The following is a 17,230-nucleotide window of genomic DNA, read 5'->3' as shown; positions in this document are numbered from 1 at the left end:
TCTATTAATAAATTGCGAAAATGCAATATAGAGCGGATGGGTGACTCTCTACATCAGTCAATTTCGGCAATATTACTCTCAGGAACACCAGCTAAAATCATGGCATCAATCTTCTTTTTGAATTCACGGAGGGTCTGGGGAGTATGAAGCCCCAGGTTTTTTTCCGATTTGAAAGTTATGATTTAAAACGGAGGTAGGATTATGCAAAAGATAATAAAAAATTGTATCAAATGCAAATCTTGTGGTGATGTGTTAGAATCAAAAAATAGACACGATTATAAGCAGTGTTCTTGCGGTCGTGTTGCTATTGATGGTGGACGTGATTATCTAAGAAGATGCTTCACTTCTTCACCAGATGATTTTGAGGATTTATCAGAAGTTCTTGAAGAAAAAGAATAGTTTACTGCTGTTTTTGCGTACAGAGGAATGGGAGTCTATTTCTATATTGCACACAGATTTCATTGAGCCGATGCACGGAATGTCTTTTCATATTTTCTTATAGAAACTATTCGTTACATCTTCCACTTCTTTGGAAGATGTAAATTCCTCAGCAGATTCTATCGTAACCTTGTCCCTTTTGAGCAGGGGATTCTTTCCTTCTGTGTCATTTAATGCTTCATTAAGTCCCACCATAATACTTTCATATACATTGTTACTCATATCCATAACCTCCAGGAGTTACTTGGTTTAAAACTTTCTCGTACTCTGGTAACGAAAAGTGTGGAAAAATTTTCTGAAGTAAAATTACTAATGATTTTCAAAAAGCTCCTCTACCTTTTCTTTAGAATAGTGTATTGATTCTTCTTCACCAAAATGGTGATGTTCTTCCCCATGATGATCAAAAAATATTGTTCTTTGTCTCTCAAGCATCTCTTTCCAATTAGCTTCAAGTTCAATACCTACTTGATAATCGTCAATGTCTCCAGAGCAAATCACATGGGCTATATGCAATCCATTACAATATCCATCCCATTCATAACGTGGAATATGTTTAAAGTAATCTTCAATACACTCCTGTAGTTCTATTATTGAAAAAGACTCCGGTGAATATTTGTATCTTTCCAAATTAGGCGCACTGACGTCATCACCCATACAAAAGCTGCTTCTTAAAAAATAAATATAATCATCCATGTCGTAATTATTGCTTTCTAGTCTTCTACGTTCGGTTTTGAAATAGTTTTAAACGTTATCGGCACATCCATCTTTTCAGCCCAATTAGTCGGACTTGCCCAATCCATCCAAATCTCTTTTCTGTGTTTTTCATTTCTTGCAAGTCTGGCAATGATGTCTTCACAAGCAGTCCAAAGCTCATCTGCATCATATACCTTCTGGTCGATAGGAATCTTATTTTTTATTACAGCAACATGCCATTTCCCATCTTCCATAAAAATACAGGTTTTTCCACTTGCTTTCTTATCTATCATGTAACCATGAACATGATTTTTCTTAAATGCTCGTTTAAGATAAAAGAAATACTCCCTTGGTTCAACCATCGGTTCCTCCATATGAAATCAACACTTTATTCACCTGTTCTGCCATAGCTGGTCTCCATAGCAGTTAATTAATTCAGGATATGAGAAAGATCGATTTCTAATCCAGGATAGCACTGTACAGGAATTGCCGATGTTGATTCATACCAATCCATTTCAGGCATACCTTCATTTTCAGGCAGATAACGCACCACCAGCTTTCTTTGAAGATCCACGACCCAATATTCCTGAACACCGATATTTAAGTAGACAACCATTTTAAATACATAATCCTGTTTTATTGAGGTTTCAGAAGTGACTTCAACTATGAATTTTGGTGCTGTATGTACTCCATCCTCTTTTAACCCGGATTTATCGCTTACAGTCATTACATCAGGTAAAAAGAAATTATTCTTTTTATCGCAAAGTTCGTTACAATAAAGTCCTACACTATTCGTGAACACCTCATCTTCACCATTATTATCCTCTATAAACTTCTCTAATGCTGATTCAATATCCCTTACAGTCCTACAGTGAGATACTGATTGCATACCATTCACTACAAGAACCCCGTTAATTAGTTCCGCATGATCATCTCTATTTATAACATCTTCTATTGTAGTAAGGCTCACTTTTTTAATTCCTCCGAATACTACATGTTTATTTGGAAATGTATTTTCGAGCTTACAATTTATTTATCAGCCGCGTAAATCGTATCTGTCTATTAGCCATTCACGAATCTTCCGCATCGAAACTTCTTCCCCGGCTTCAATCCACTCTTTTACCTTAGGAATAGTCTCTTCAATAAATGGCTCATCAGACATAGAGGAAATAATTTTTATAGTTTCGATCGGGTGTTCCATCACCTTATCATCAAGCATTTGTTCGTTTAGCAAAAGTTTATTCAAAGCCGCTTTCTCTGAAACTGTAAGGTTTTGATTTTTAGAGATTCGGTATTCAATCTCTCTTGGCTCAAGAAAATCTTTGGCCGTAGCTTCACTAATTCCTACTGCCTTCTCCAAGAGCTCAAGCCTATTATCAAATGTCAAATCCATGAGGTATAAAACATTTAATGCGCCTTCAACTTTTCCGCTTACAAATCCCTGCCAATGCTCGCGGTCTAATAAATTTTTTATTTTATCTGATATTTCTAACATCTTACCCCCAACGCTTTTGCAATAACCAGATGGTCTCCTTCGTATATGCAATCATTTTTTTTACTGAGATAATCTTCCTACTTCATACACATTAATAATACCTCCAGTGAAACGCATTGTCATTTAACTGAAAGTTTAAAATAAAACCCCATGATATAAAGTCAAGCATTTAACAAACAAAATTTAAAGAATCAACCCGTAATTTGAAAAAAGAGTGTTCCTTTTATTTTGGTGTGAGGGGGTAAAAGATGTGCTTTTTGAGATCCGTAATACATGAGAAGATACTCATTCGGTAGTTGTTATTGAAATTCAGTCACTTCCCTTTTTTCTGTATTAATCAAATAAATAATCGCACTTTAAGTTAGATTTGTCTTACTTTTTGAATAAAGAAAAAGTTCGGACTATGTCCGAACCACGTTATAAAAGAAACTAATTATGATTTTCATTTTTCATCTTTATCAATAGAATGCGGAAAATTCCATTCCCACATTTGATAATCGTGTATTATTTTCTTCCGTTCTTCGTGAGAATCAGTATTAATCAAATCTTTTTCCAACTGCTTTCTTCGGTCATGCCAAATTTTAAGATTCTTATTCATTGTACTTACCCTGGCATCATCCTGCTTTTCTCCAAAACAAAGGCACATTTGACCGTCAATCTCTTTGACTCGCAAATCGTATAGAGTTTCCATCTCAAAAAAGGCGTACATAGCCCCAACAAAATCTGATACTTTGGGGTCCATAATAGCTCTTGCATCTACTTCTAGCACCTCTGCCATTTTCTTACAGAGCTCAGTTCTAGGGTTTCTGGCACCATTTTCATACTGTTGAATCCTGTTGGCGACAAGGCCAACGTTTTCTCCAAGCTCGCTCTGTGTCAGTCCCTGTTCCTTTCGAATCTCTCGGATTCTCTTTCCAATACGGCCGTCACTAGCTTCGTAGTTATTATTTTCGACATGTTGTTCTAAAGGGTTGTATGTGTACATCAGTAATACACCTCATTTTAAATATTTTTTCTTTCATAAGTATAATAGCACATTTTATGGCTTATCTTGGCGTTTACAGCATAAATTAACAAAAAAGTTTTTAAAAGTAACATATATGCTGTTTACAAAAACATTTATGTGCTATATAATAGCCATAACATATATGTGATTGTCCTTAACATCTAATGTAAAGCATATGGATATGCCACTTTATTCTCAACCTAGTTTCCATCAAATAATAAGCAGGCTTTGATGAATGGAAATGAGGTATGGGTAGTTAAGTGAGAAAGAAAACGGATGAGTATTTATAATACTCCATCACCTACGTTTTAGATGATTAAATTGGACAAAATATAATCAAAAGGAGAAAATATATGTCGGAAATTTTACCAATTTTTAATGAACCAAGGGTTCCAGAAGTATGGAACGGTATTGCAGGTCACTTTGATAACCTCACCCAGAATATCAATGAATTTATTGATAACGCAATTTCAAATTTTTCTGTAAATGACCTTTACAGCCGAAATATTCTCATCACTGTAGAGGAACTCAATGACGATAAGATAGAAATCACAATTGAAGACACGGGTACCGGGATAAAAGATTTGAATAATGCATTTACATTGGGCTGTCAGTTATCACGAGAATCACCATTTAATGAGCACGGATTCGGATTAAAACATGCTCTTGCAAATGCAAATCCGAAGAACGACAGTTGGGAGATTATTACTCGAACAGAAGAAGATATTGCATTGCACCAGTATAAGATAATATCAGCGCCATATAAGATAAAAGATTTTACTGCAGCAATAAAAACTGATTCATCATGGCCAGGACAGTATAATAGCACGGGTACTATAATAAAATTTAAATGTTCAAAAGAACTGTATAAAACAATTGCACGAGGTTCTGGAAAAAGTTTTCGAGCATTTTTAACCATAGCTGACCTCCTATGTGAAGATTTAGGTTTCGTGTATGCCGGGGTAATAAAGAGTGGCCTTGCAAGCATAACATTAGAAATTATTGCTTTGAATGGCACCCATTTCAAGCGTGCTGTTGGTGCATTAACACCTAACTGGGGTAGCCCTCTTAAGCAGGGACAGGGCGTTGATACGGTGGATCTTGGCGGAGGTTATGTGAAAATCGAATACAATTTTGGCTGTTTAAATGAACCTGCTGAAAGAATTGAATTCGATAATTCCACTTCAAGAAAGTACTATCAGAGAAATATGTCGTCCTCTGGAGTAGAGATTCGAATTAATGGGCGTGTATTATGTTACAATATTTTCAAAGAGATTTGGGGTATTGAAAAACACAATTCGTATAACTACTTGTTAGTTACAATAAACTTAGTTTCTGATAATCTCAATGCTCTCCCGAAAACCAGGACATCAAAGAATGGTTTTCGAGAAGGTGATGAGAAGTTAGAGGCGCTTTATGATTGGATTCGGGCACGAATGAAGGAACCCCTTAAGAGTATTGTATTGATTGATGATGAACGCGAATACTTTAAGATAATAAAGAACAACAAGTTAAGATATGATTCGGACCCAAACAAGATTATTGAGACTGAAAAGCCAGTATTCACCTCAACAGGTAATAGGCGGGATTACGCGAGGATTGACCTGTATGAATTAACCAATGGAAAGATTACTATCTATGAAGGTAAGAAGGATATGACGACCAGCAAGGATGTTTATCAGTTGCGCATGTACTGGGACGGTCTTATTTTTGATAAGGTCACTCCCAATAATGGAATCTTAGTGGCCAATTATCACCCCGATTCCGTTAAGGATTTAATCCAGATCGTAAACACTATGAAGGATGCCAATGGCAACAATTATCATTTGGAAGCCAAGACTTGGTCAGAAGTAGGCTTAGATGTAGATAAGTTAAAGGCTCCTCACTAAATTAATATTATCCCCTTAGTTATTGGGTCTTCATTGATAATTATTATGTATCATGAAGATCCTTTTTTAGCGATTAACTTTACTCATTTCCAATAGTATCCATTGTTGTGTCATAACCGTTAGGTGTTGTACCGTCTTCCTGTACAATGTAAGCAAGGGTAATTGAATAGAGTTGTCTCTATTACAGCTCCAGTTAATAAGCAGTTTCCTTCAATATGTCTTCTCTCATTCCCCAATAACCGAAAAATCACCCATATTCTCAAAAACCAGAAAACAATCAAGATTAATCATAAAAAAACAGAAAAATAAAACCAGAAAACAAAAACTCCCGCACAGGCTGTACCCCCATTCCCCTCTCTTTTGCGGGGTTGAAGCAAAAAAATACAGCCGCCCCTGTAGGAGTGACTGTATGGTGGGTTAGGCGAGTTTGGCAATATATGTGTCGCTATCGCCGACAAGCTACATATAAGATGATTCTGAGTGCTTCTGAATATTCTTATTCATTTCCTCGTTTAAAGACTCGATGAATCGTCTTGCCGTAATTTCTGACGCAAGGATGCTCTTGGTCAGCTTTTCATTATTTAGCACGCATTCATAAAAGTCATGCTGAAATCTTTTCATTGTTTCCTCGTATGTTTCCTCAAGGAAGACTGGAAAATCCCCCATACAGGTGATGGGAATACCTTCTAGAATTTCGCAATCAATATCTTCTTTTTCGTAACATTCCCACCCAACGAAATCAATAAGGGCTTCAATGACATATTTGCCCATGAATAAATTTGGCCAGCCATCATAATAGCCCTCATCATCCTCGTCGTATGAAAGCACAATTCTGCATACAACAGGCCCCATATTAAATGAACCGAGCATTCTTTCATCGTCAAATGCTTCAGGGGTAGTCTTAACTGCGTCAAAAGTTTCATTTGAAAAACATACTACTTTGGTCATATTAGTATTCCTCTTTTCTTTCTCCCGAACTTCTATGTCGGGTGGCGGAGCTTTATGCTCCTTGGTTTTTTTATTGTCAGAGTTAATATGTGAACTGATTCCTGAAGATAATCGAAAAATTTACCATTTTTTGAAGTCAGTAAAAAAGAGCAAAAAAAACACAGCTCACTCCCGAAGGAATGGCTGTGATCAATCTAAAGCTTCAACGCCTTATTATATTGATAGCCAACGTCACTGCTATTCTTAGTGGCGCTAAATATATGAAAGTCTGACAGCGTAATAATGAAGTTTATAAGAACATTATCAAGATAATAAACAACTAAGTATATTAATTGTATTTGCCAATTTTTCCACTATTGACTATAAATAATTTCTCCGTACGGATTCTTGTGTCCTCGTCTCTCTTTTCTGCGTCTTTTCTTTCCTGTTCCTGACTTTCCGCTTCTTTCTGCTTCTTCTCCTTTTCGTATTTATCAGCATCAAGGATAAGCTGTCTCACAATCTTGAATTTTTCATCGTCTTTATGCTCATCCATGTACTCCAACAGACAGTTAAAAGAATTGGCAGCGTTCTTGCAGGCTTCAACAGAACCAAAGCGCTCAATAATGTCTCTTAAAATAGTGTCACGCTCAATATCTTCTTTCAGAGCGGTCTCCTGACGGGCAACGGAAATGGCGTTCCTTTCCCTAGCTTCAGCCCGTTCGATTCTGCGCTGTGCCTCAAACTCATTCCTCGTTTTAGCAGCGTATAAATCCTGATAAATTGGGTTAACTCTACGTCTGTAGGCAACGGCTGTCTCATCGGGGAGAACCATCGGGAGCTGCTGTTCATAAGCCTTTTTAGCTGCCATGTTGAACTTATGGGATGTCTGCCATGTTCCACGGCTTCCACGCTCGCCACGGGAAAGACCGTACTTCTCCATAGCCTTAGCATATTCGTCCTGATACTTGGAAAGGAGAGCCTTTCCGTCCGTGTAATAGCTTGCATTAAAATGTCCCTTGTCATCAATAGGCATAATGAAAACGTGCATGTGCGGATCACAGTTTGGTTCGTCTGCGTGATAGATGGCAGAGATGAGATTGTCGCCATACTTTTCAGGGCAGGCGTTAAATGTCTTTTCAAGCCATAAGATAGAATCTTTCTTCCAACCATCTAAATCAATGCTGTCTTCTATTGATTTAGGATAGGAAACAACGGCTTCCAATCCTCTGACACCATCTTTCCTGAATGTGAGTCCTTCGCCATTCTTCTTGTCGGAGTAGCCGAGTTCTTTCATCTTGTCTTTTACGACATAGCTCCATGATGTTCCGCTCATGTCGATTATCACATCATTCTTGTATGCCAAATTCTTATCAGCGTTTGGAACGGGTATTGTCCTGTAGCAATGTTTCCATTCGCTATTCATCTGTGATGGGGTCTTGTATTTATCCATATGGAAAAATGCGTAGTTCTTTTCTGTCATATAATACCTCCTGCCCTGGCGTCATTCTATTTTTTTTGTCCTTACCCTTTCTTATTTCCAAGGCATTCAGTTATAATATGCTTCGTTTAATTTCAGAATAACTTTGATTTTTATATGGAAATATTCTTTACTATAAATAATTTCAAAACTCTTGCGTTTAAATGGGTGGTGTTTTCGCAGCTATAGCTTCAGAAGCAATTCTAAGTGTAGCTTGATGATGTATCTCTCTAAAACCCTACACGAAAAATCGCTCCTATACTAGAAAACGTCTCTAATGGCGGATATACTGCGATCCAATACAATGTAAAACCTAAGGTATGACTAAATCTCTTTTCTTTTTAATATAATGTCGCTGGCACAGCATTTACCAATATCACGTTTTGGAGCCATTTGATTTTTATATATCACCTCCTGCTTTTGGGGTAGGGTTTTACTGTAATACTTTTACATGTATAAAATATCAAGTTATTGGTATCACACCACAAACGCTGTATTACTTGGCTTGATTGGTGAATCGTCAGTCTTCCTTTCAGTATTTTCTCATTCCATCAAAACAATATTCTTATTCTCTCTTTTGACAAAGCCACAGTACTTTGTATTTACACACTATACTTCCCCGCTAAAACTTCTCTCTCATAGTTCTCTTTTCTCTTATTCGGGCATTCTCTGTTTTATACTGTTGCCATCAGTTTTTACATTTTTATCGTAAGAGCCGCTACGTTACTCCTGAATTATCGCATTTGACTCTTTCTCTAGACCTTTATCAGAAACTGACGACTATCGTATCAGTTGCCAGTTCGCACATTTCCACTGCTTGTATCACGTTATTGGTATTTCAATAACCGCATGGCTAAGAGTAGGTGAGTCATATATTAATATGCCGATAAAGCGACCCTCGCCTTAATCCATAAAGTTAAAGAGGGCTATATATTCTCTTGCTCTTTTACTGATGCGTTAGGTATTTCGTAGGGACGTTGAAGTCGGACACATTCAGTTGTGGCTTTTATTTGTTATCAATATCCTTTTATTCTTTCCCGTATCACTTTCTAATTGAGACGTTTTTATTCGGCTCTAATTATATTATGGCAGCAACACCTAACCCTTCAGGCATCAATACATCACACGGATAAGTCGTTACCAAAAGGGGCGGGCATAATAATTCTCAAAACAAATCTCAGCCTATCGGTCTATGGTACTGGATATGACATATATAGCTGACCGCAGCCGTATCAATATCCTATATCGGTAACGCCATATGAATACCTACTGCATCAACTCACCATATATCTATATACCTACAGGCGCTATATATCCGTACAATATCATTTTCCGTATCAGTACCTCGTTATTGGTATTCTCTTTTTATCAGTTGCCATATATATCTTTATCGATGAGCATCATCTTTATATATGTATCTCGTTATTGGTACTATACATATATCATCATATCAATTGCCAAAAGAGGTAATCATCTGTATTTGGATTTCTCTTTTCGTGTATCGGTAATCGTCATAGCGGTAGTAGGTAAAGCGGCATATAGTTTTTTGGCATTAGAGCATTGGCATCCGTATTTTGCAGGCATTTTAATATAGTGGCGTATCGCAATGGTACATACACAGGCAGATGCGTCAGCGTAGGTGCGGTTATATCTTTAGTGCGGTGTCCTTTGTTACGGTCAGGTATGTTCTTCTCTCTTTTTCTCTTTATATGCGGGGCATTATTGTCAGCACTCGTTTATTTGTTCTCGCCCTCTCTACTATTTATGGTCGTCGTTCTCTTTTGTCATAGTCGCCACAGCGTAGTGCTGTCGTTTTACTCTCTTTTCCTTTTCTCTTTTTCTGTTTCTTTTTCTTTTCTCTTTTTGTGGCAGCCGTTATGTATGTTTCGGTAGTCAAGTATTCTAATGCTGCCATACAAGCATCTCGTATCACTTGCCCGTCCGTATCAATTGCCCGCTCGTACATTCCCTCTTGTTTATATCACGTTACTGGTACTATATTTTATGCCAAATCACTTGCCCAAATCAGCGCACTAACTTTTTCTTTTTGGTATCTTTATATCTGTATCGCTTAACTGATATTTATCGTTTACATAGTCTTCTCTCTTTTGCGGTGGCACTGTGTACCCGCCATCATCACGTTACAAATCATTTTTCCTTTTCTCTTTTCGTTGGCACCACCACTCTCTTTTGTGGGCATCACCCGTATCCCTTCCGCTATCACTACCAGGTCCAATATCGTCTCACCCTATGCGTCCCATTTTTCGTCTCCTTTTTATTCTCTCTATTATTCTCTATTTCGTCGGTGGCGTTGTCGTTCTCATTTGCGGGTATCCGCAATTTACTCAACATCTAGCCCGGGTTCAATATATCATCAGGCTATTCATCAATTTTTTATCTCTTTTTTTCCTCTTGTTGGTAGCGCCTCCGTTCTTTCTTGCCGCTTATATCTGCACTCTACGCAAGGCGGGGCATTGACATTTATTTTTTTCTGTTTTTGCTTTCTGCTTTTTTTAAAAAGGGTTTGCTCAGGCACCACATGCCATCTGACATTTTTCCCTTTTATCCTGGCGTCTAAAAAAAATAAAAAATGCATCCCGTAAGCTTTATGGACGCGATACTTCTTTTCTTCTTTCTTTTTTTCAAAGCCTCTAATGGTAGTCTCTAGTTTATCTATTTAGCAAGGTGGTAACGTAAGCGCCGCTTTTCATTATTGCTTTCTATGCCGTATATCTCTATTAACTCACTACGGTTTGGGTGTTTAATAAGGGGGTTTCCGTATCTACGCTTTGGGGGCGTTTTTTCCAAAAAGTAAAAATTTGCCGCCTTCTTTGCTGTTTTCGCATCCCTTTCCCTATAAACTCACTACGGTTTGTGCGTTTATTTAGGCTTCTTTCCATATCTACGGTTTGAGGGCATTTTTGCCAAAACGCAAGATTTTGTCACCTTCTTTCTTGTTTTCGCATCCCTTTCCCTATAAACTCACTACGGTTTGTGCGTTTATTTAGGCTTCTTTCCATATCTACGGTTTGTGGGTATTTTTGCCTAAAAAGCAGGTTTTCGCCTCCATCTATATTGTTTTCAAATAGTATTCCCTATTAACTCACTACGTTTCGTGTTTTTGTTTGTGGTACTTTCCATATCTACGGTTTGTGGGTGATTTCGCCTAATAACAATATATCTCCGCTTTCCTGTTTGATTTCTTACTGATCTCCATATTAACTCACTACGGTTCGTGTATTTATTAAGGTGCCTTCCGTATATGGTTAATCGTGATGAGTTACTGAAGAACTTGAGATTTCGGATTTATTAAACCAATACTAAATCTCCATTTATTACCTCATTGTAATGGCAAAATGGATTATTGTTTTCACCAAAAAAGACGTTGTTTCGGATCTTTATAGAATGACTTAATGCGCTGATTTTATATTTATATCAACGTTCACTTGTGAAAAAATCATGTAATTCCTGTCTTGATTTCTAATAAAAGCTTATATATTTTCATTCAAAATCTTCATGATTTTTAGCTTTGAAAAACGAACTTTTGCATCAGATTCCAGTCTGTTTATCCTTCATTTTTTCCGTGACAATCAAACTATTTTATCTGGATTGTAATTGAAATTATAGTTAATATTCATCCGAAGATTACCATAGATTATCTATTAATGTCCTATCTTCTTACGATATACATCTTCTTATTTGGCACCAAAACACATTCGATAAGTTATAGAAATGCCCAGGTAAACTTCTCTATGAACTCCATTACTTCATTACATTCATCTACTTTTCAGATGTCTTTTCTCCAAAAAATCTCTTCAAAATGTGCGTTTATTTATCTTTGTTTTTTCATTAGTCTCTATCACAATTAACAGTTGGCAATCGGTGTTTTTTGAAATTTTAATGATGTTATTTTGGGTTTGAAGAACATATCTAGATGTAGAAAATTCACTAATTTGTGACCGTGTGGTTGATATTAAATGATTGAATCCCGACGGGAATGTAGAGGGAGTCTCTCAGGACGTTCTCTGTAGCTTCTCTGTAGCTTTATGAGGATTAAGAACGAAATAGTATATAAAGATTTAACAGAAAAGATTCTGTTGAACCTGTAATGCTCCCATAAGGGAATCCTCTTAGTAAGGATATAATGGCACGTTCACACTCTCTCGCATTACCGTTTTTAATTAATATTAAAATACTTATGATGTCATGTTTTATAAAAAAACAGCCAGATAACACATGGTTTCTGACTGTTTACTTATAAATATTTTATTGTTAATTTTAGCAATTCTTTCCATCTATCGAACATGACTGTCCTGACTTTATTATCTGAAGTCCCTTCTCCTTCAGATATCCTTCCCAGTCTAGTAATACAGACTTGTCCTCTGTTACAACTGCTGGTATCCCTATCTTTCCGGTTCCTTTGATCTCATCAAAGACAGAATTTGTATCTCTTATCTTTATGAAAACAGCCATATCATGAAGGGAATCTCCAATATTTCTGAAATCATACTCCACATTATTTGCATCCAGACTCGCCTTTAGGTTAACACAGTCCTGACAATCTTCTCTGCCATAAATCTTAAGCATTTTGTTCCTCCTCTTCCCATCCTTTGCATACATTACACCAACCTACAGTGCCGGTGATTCTTTCCAATTCATCAGGGGTAATCTTTACCGAAGTGAACTCGTTCCCACCTGAAGGATGAACGTATACGTCAAGCCATATCGGGATATCTTCAGGAACAGCAAAAGGACAAACTCCACCAGGCTGAAAACCCAATGCTATTAAGTTAAGCACTTGACAAATGAAAATCAAGAACATCCCGATTTTTTTTGAAAAAAAGGGGTGTTCTTTTTTTTGAGGGCGAGGGCTTGACAAAATGCAAAACATATGCTTTGGGGATTGCTACATTTTCAGTTTTTATGTTTCAGGCATCAAAAAAGACTCCGCAAAAGCGAAGTCTTTGAATATGCTGCCGTCTCAGCGTTACAAGCCTTTCACTTGTATGGTATATAGATGGCTCTTTCGATACCATCACGAGTGCTGCCGATGTGAGCGGTTGTTATCGATGACGTTAATATTAACGCTCACCGCTGCAAGCTCCTTATGCAGATGTCTCAAAAATGAGGGGACATATATGCATATCTCGGCATAAATATAATAACACGGATTGGGAATTTGGTCTAATGGAAAAGATTTGACACTTTTTGAAAGCCATTGTAATATCTTAAGTGAAGAAACGAGTTTGTTACCATACGGCTTATTGCTTAAGTGGGTTGCTTGTTTCTTTTTTTATGTTCACCTGCTTGTGCAGGAACAGAGCTACCCTATTTTCGTATTGAGTAGAAATTCGATATCATTAACCAAGACAAAATGACATAAAAAATCCCATCTCTGTACTTAAAAGTACATTGGTGGGATTTTTATTTGTGTTGTGCAGGATGCTGTTTTTCATATTCCGAACACAGTATTTTATATTTTTATAGGATTCATCCTTTTCGGCGTACAATTTGTATAGTAACAATGCTTTACTTTTAATTTCTTTGGCATGATTGTTACACCATATTTCCTCGTAAATACGGAGTTCCTTTGCCTGTCTTCTCCCTTCGGGGTCGTGCTTTCTAATTTCGGTGTCGAGAGGTCTTATCTGATTTAGCGGAACAGGTATCATCTTATTAAATTCCAACGCAGAAACCATCTTTCCACATCTGTATATCGGCATAAAGTCAGGCTCTTTATTTGTTAAATAATGAAACCGTGGCTTATAACTGGTCAACGGAACAAAGTAGTTATATCCATTTATCACGGCAACAATACCTACAAACGGACGACTTTCCTTACCATCAACTCTGTATATAGTTGAGTCTCCACCGTTAGTTTCGTCCCTCAAAGCGTTTATATATTTTGGCAACACTTTATACAATTTAAATTCATTCGTCATGCTTATTCCTTGTAAAAAATAAAGAGAGGACTGCTTACAGTCCCCTCATAGTATAATTTCTTATACCCATTTTCGAAGTCCACTTATCGGCAGGACGCTCCACTTGTCTGTAAGTTTATCAAATTAAATATGATTGTCAAGTTTTATAGAGAAACTTCATTAATTTTTATGATAAAGTGAATGTGCTTTTGACATCAATACGAGTTTGCCGGGAGTTTACTTATGAATGGACTAACAATCGAATCGCCTTTTCGTATTTATTCATGATCTGTTTTGATGCCGTCGCTACCTCTTCATAGGATTAATGGGAAGTTTACTTTTCATTTTTGCTTTATTAGCATTTCCATTCGTGCTTTATCATTATACGCCAGCATTTTAAAATAGTTGCTAACATTAAGACCATGGGCTGCGGCCAGTTCCTTCAATAGTTTTTTCTCGCTCCTTGTAACATAAACATGCACCTGAACCTTGGTAGAATCTCTATACATTTTTGTTCTCCTTTTTCATTAATATCTTTTAAGAACAATATGTATAGTTTTTTCAAGAAAACGAAAAAAATATATTTAAAATTTTAAATTACGCATTATTTCCTTTTTCCGCTCAATTTTTTCGTCCTTGCTACGTTGGGTAAGAGTATAGTAGTACTTTCTCACTGTAGCAGGTTCATCTCTAAGAATATCGGCGGCACGTTCTATGGCCTCCTCAGTGGGACCATTGTAATTATCTATAATGTATACAGCGAGACTACCTCTAAAAGAATGAGGATGCAGCTTTTTGTTAATTCCTGCTTCTGCCAACCATTTTTTAAGTAGATTGTTTGTATTCCCTCTGGATAACAGTTCACCTGCAAGGTTTGGGAACAACAGATCATCATCATTTTTTACGGCACAAAGTTCATTTAACACCGTTAACCCAAATGAAGCCACAGGAACGAAATCTTCGGAATTCTTTGTCTTTGTTCGTCCATCCTCGTGTTCGCCTGTACGCTGAATATACAGGGTTTCAGTTTCAGGGTCAAAGTCACGCTTACGAAGGGCCAATGCCTCGCCAGGACGGATTCCTGTTGCCATAGACACCAAGAATAATGCAGCATATACAGGAACTAAGATCTTTCTGCGGCGATTGTAAGGATATTTTGTCCGATACTTTGTCATGAGAAAGCGTACAAATTGAGGAAACTCTTCACCTATAAGGAAATCATCCTCAGTTTTTGCTTCCGCTACAACCTTATAAATACTGAGGTTTGCTGCCGGAGACGGATCTTTTGAGTTCTCATACAACTTGTTAACAACATCTTTTACAACTCGAATAGCTCTGTTTATATAAGAGGCGCTGTAATGTCTGAATTCAGGACGCTTTAATCCAAATAAGATTGCATCTGCTTCTTCCTTTGTCTTAGCAGCCATTGCTTTTTTTTCAGCACGATTATAGCTGGCAATCTGGCTTTCGGTCATTCTATGTATTTCATACATTTCTTTCGAGAGGCTGTTCCTCCATACCATAAGTTCTGGTTTAAATAGCATATTGACCTGCTTTTTCCCAATTTCCGCATCGATGATAAACGTCTTACATGCACGTTCTACCATTTCAATGGTTTCATCAACAACTTTCTGTTTTTTTCTAGCAACATCATATTGATCTTTTTTAAGCTTGAGTTCATTTAAAACTGCTTCTGCAAGTGTGATTTCACCGTTTGCTACTTTCTGACCATAAATGATCTTATCCTGTTCTATTTCAGCTTTTTCGAGTATAGCCTGTATACATTCTTTGTGGCTCTTGCTGGGTTTTCCCGACCCTGACAAACGTTGACTCGAACCATCCGCAAAATAAAATGTAGCGCGACAACGCTCCCTTTTACCATCCTTGCTAAACTTAAATTCGCTATGAACAAGTTCATTAATAATCATTTGAATTCCTCCATATTTCTCTTTTTAGATAATATGTTGTGAATTCATTGATATTTAAAAAATTTATAGGGGTATTTTTTTCCGACCAAAATCCGGCCAAAATCCGGCCAATTTTTACCCCAAATCCGGCCAAAATAATAGTACTTCTCCGGTACCTGATAGATACTTTTGAAGTACTTTTAGTTAACCTTAGGGTCTAAAAACCCACGTAATTTCAAGCTTTTTTCTCAAAATCATGCGGCTTATTCTGGTTTACCATCCTGCCCGTATATGAGTAGAAGTATGTTTTCATCATGCCGTTGTAGATCTTACGGTTCTTGTCAGCCTTGCCGAGGTACTTCTCGGAATCCTCCCAGGCGGTGATGACATGCATGGCCCAGCTATCGAGACCCTGGTAAGCTTCCTTAAGCTCTGTGTAAAGCATGGGAAGATTTCTCTTGTCCTCGATACGCTCGCCGTAAGGCGGGTTTGTGATGATGTAGCCTGCCTTTCCGCTGTGTGAGAAGTCCGCAAGATCACGTACCTGAAGGTGGATGATCTTGTCAACTCCGGCGCGCTCCGCATTCTCTCTCGCTACCGGAATGACATCAGGGTTAATGTCATAGCCCTGGATGTCGATCTTCTTTCCTTCAGCTGTCATGCCGGTTTCGAGAAGCTGAGTGTCAACCATCTCATTCGCTTCGTCGAAAGCATTGTACCAAAGCTTCTTGTCGATGAAGTTGGTCCAGGTCTCGGAGATGAAGGCTCTGTCCATACCCGGGGCAATGTTTGCGGCCATCATGGCTGCCTCGATAACGAAGGTTCCGGAACCGCACATAGGATCAACCAGTGCATGGTTTCTGTTCCAGCCTGACTGCATAAGGAGGGCTGCCGCAAGAGTCTCTGTGATAGGAGCAAGGCCCTGCTTCAGGCGATAGCCTCTCTTGTGGAGAGACTCACCTGAGGTGTCGAGACAAACTGTAAATTCATCCTTATAGGCAAAGACTCTAACCGGATATTTTGCACCGTGCTCTTCAAACTGGGAAATGCCGAAATGTTCGCCCAGCCTTGCAACCATAGCCTTCTTCATGATGGACTGAATGTCTCTGGTAGAGAAAAGCTTTGACTTAACGGAGCTTGCCTTTGTTACCCAGAAGCTGCCGTCTACAGGAATGTACTCCTCCCATGGAAGCTTTTTGGTTGCCTGGAACAGCTCTTCCCAGGTTTCAGCCTTAAAAGAACCAACCTTAAGAAGGATTCTTTCAGGTGTACGCATGAAAATGTTTGCACGGCAGATGGCATCGGCATCGCCTATGAAGCCTACACGTCCGTCGGTTACGGTTGTGATATCATAGCCGAGGTCGATGACTTCTTTTTTTGTTACCGCTTCAAGACCAAAATGGCAGGGAGCTACTAATTCGAATGTTTTCATATTTTTCCTTTTCTGCTTCTATTAAAAAAGACGGATCTGAAT

Annotated in this window: 16 protein-coding genes; 2 read left to right on the top strand and 14 right to left on the bottom strand. The window is 37.9% G+C overall.

Annotated features, from left to right (window positions below; translation table 11 throughout):
- Positions 1-201 precede the first annotated feature (201 nt).
- Entirely contained in the window at positions 202-399 is a 198-nt protein-coding gene (locus G625_RS0103310; protein ID WP_029199976.1) for a DUF7695 domain-containing protein, read from the top strand.
- 87 nt (positions 400-486) lie between these two features.
- On the opposite strand, the gene G625_RS22260 is transcribed toward G625_RS0103310, so the two are convergent.
- From G625_RS22260 to G625_RS18160, 6 genes are all read right to left on the bottom strand, one after another.
- A complete protein-coding gene (locus G625_RS22260) occupies positions 487-660 on the bottom strand; it encodes a hypothetical protein (RefSeq protein WP_156885009.1) in 174 nt (57 codons plus the stop codon).
- An 87-nt stretch (positions 661-747) separates the two neighbouring features.
- The gene (locus tag G625_RS0103300; protein ID WP_156885008.1) at positions 748-1,131 is read right to left on the bottom strand and encodes a hypothetical protein; all 384 of its coding nucleotides are present in this window, start codon (positions 1,129-1,131) and stop codon (positions 748-750) included.
- A gap of 17 nt (positions 1,132-1,148) precedes the next feature.
- On the bottom strand, positions 1,149-1,493 hold the full coding sequence (locus tag G625_RS0103295; protein ID WP_029199974.1) for a hypothetical protein: 345 nt from the start codon (positions 1,491-1,493) through the stop codon (positions 1,149-1,151).
- 68 nt (positions 1,494-1,561) lie between these two features.
- The gene (locus tag G625_RS20940) at positions 1,562-2,101 is read right to left on the bottom strand and encodes a Uma2 family endonuclease (RefSeq protein ID WP_049895649.1); all 540 of its coding nucleotides are present in this window, start codon (positions 2,099-2,101) and stop codon (positions 1,562-1,564) included.
- Between the two features lie 66 nt (positions 2,102-2,167).
- Positions 2,168-2,626 carry a hypothetical protein gene (locus G625_RS0103285; protein ID WP_029199973.1) on the bottom strand — a complete coding sequence of 153 codons (459 nt, stop codon included), beginning with the start codon at positions 2,624-2,626 and terminating at the stop codon, positions 2,168-2,170.
- 442 nt (positions 2,627-3,068) lie between these two features.
- A complete protein-coding gene (locus tag G625_RS18160) occupies positions 3,069-3,611 on the bottom strand; it encodes a helix-turn-helix domain-containing protein (protein WP_044931430.1) in 543 nt (180 codons plus the stop codon).
- Positions 3,612-3,985: 374 nt separating this feature from the next.
- Here G625_RS18160 and G625_RS0103275 point away from each other — a divergent pair, with 374 nt between their 5' ends.
- Positions 3,986-5,521, top strand: a complete 1,536-nt coding sequence (locus G625_RS0103275) for an ATP-binding protein (RefSeq protein WP_029199972.1) — start codon at positions 3,986-3,988, stop codon at positions 5,519-5,521.
- Positions 5,522-5,980: 459 nt separating this feature from the next.
- Here the strand turns inward: G625_RS0103275 and G625_RS0103270 are convergent, their stop codons facing one another.
- The 8 genes from G625_RS0103270 to G625_RS18145 all read right to left on the bottom strand — a co-directional run bounded on the left by G625_RS0103270 (position 5,981) and on the right by G625_RS18145 (position 17,188).
- Complete coding sequence (locus G625_RS0103270) at positions 5,981-6,469, bottom strand: hypothetical protein (RefSeq protein ID WP_029199971.1); 489 nt, start codon at positions 6,467-6,469, stop codon at positions 5,981-5,983.
- Between the two features lie 328 nt (positions 6,470-6,797).
- Positions 6,798-7,931, bottom strand: coding sequence for a plasmid recombination protein (locus tag G625_RS0103265; RefSeq protein ID WP_029199970.1), 1,134 nt, complete (start codon positions 7,929-7,931; stop codon positions 6,798-6,800).
- A 1,759-nt stretch (positions 7,932-9,690) separates the two neighbouring features.
- Positions 9,691-9,843 carry a hypothetical protein gene (locus G625_RS0103260; protein ID WP_156885007.1) on the bottom strand — a complete coding sequence of 51 codons (153 nt, stop codon included), beginning with the start codon at positions 9,841-9,843 and terminating at the stop codon, positions 9,691-9,693.
- Between the two features lie 2,363 nt (positions 9,844-12,206).
- The gene (locus G625_RS0103245; RefSeq protein WP_029199967.1) at positions 12,207-12,515 is read right to left on the bottom strand and encodes a glutaredoxin domain-containing protein; all 309 of its coding nucleotides are present in this window, start codon (positions 12,513-12,515) and stop codon (positions 12,207-12,209) included.
- 773 nt (positions 12,516-13,288) lie between these two features.
- Positions 13,289-13,870 (bottom strand): type III toxin-antitoxin system ToxN/AbiQ family toxin, encoded by a 582-nt coding sequence (locus G625_RS20930; RefSeq protein WP_049895644.1) that lies wholly within the window; start codon positions 13,868-13,870, stop codon positions 13,289-13,291.
- A 320-nt stretch (positions 13,871-14,190) separates the two neighbouring features.
- Positions 14,191-14,358: a plasmid mobilization protein gene (locus G625_RS22255; protein WP_156885005.1), complete on the bottom strand. Its 168-nt coding sequence runs from the start codon at positions 14,356-14,358 to the stop codon at positions 14,191-14,193.
- Between the two features lie 75 nt (positions 14,359-14,433).
- Complete coding sequence (locus G625_RS0103225) at positions 14,434-15,777, bottom strand: tyrosine-type recombinase/integrase (protein WP_029199966.1); 1,344 nt, start codon at positions 15,775-15,777, stop codon at positions 14,434-14,436.
- 214 nt (positions 15,778-15,991) lie between these two features.
- Entirely contained in the window at positions 15,992-17,188 is a 1,197-nt protein-coding gene (locus G625_RS18145) for a THUMP domain-containing class I SAM-dependent RNA methyltransferase (protein WP_044931426.1), read from the bottom strand.
- Between the last annotated feature and the right edge of the window lie 42 nt (positions 17,189-17,230).

The organism is Oribacterium sp. NK2B42, assembly GCF_000424445.1.
GTDB lineage: Bacteria > Bacillota > Clostridia > Lachnospirales > Lachnospiraceae > Oribacterium.
Note: the sequence above shows the minus strand (reverse complement) of the source record. Positions and strands in the feature narration are given on the sequence as shown.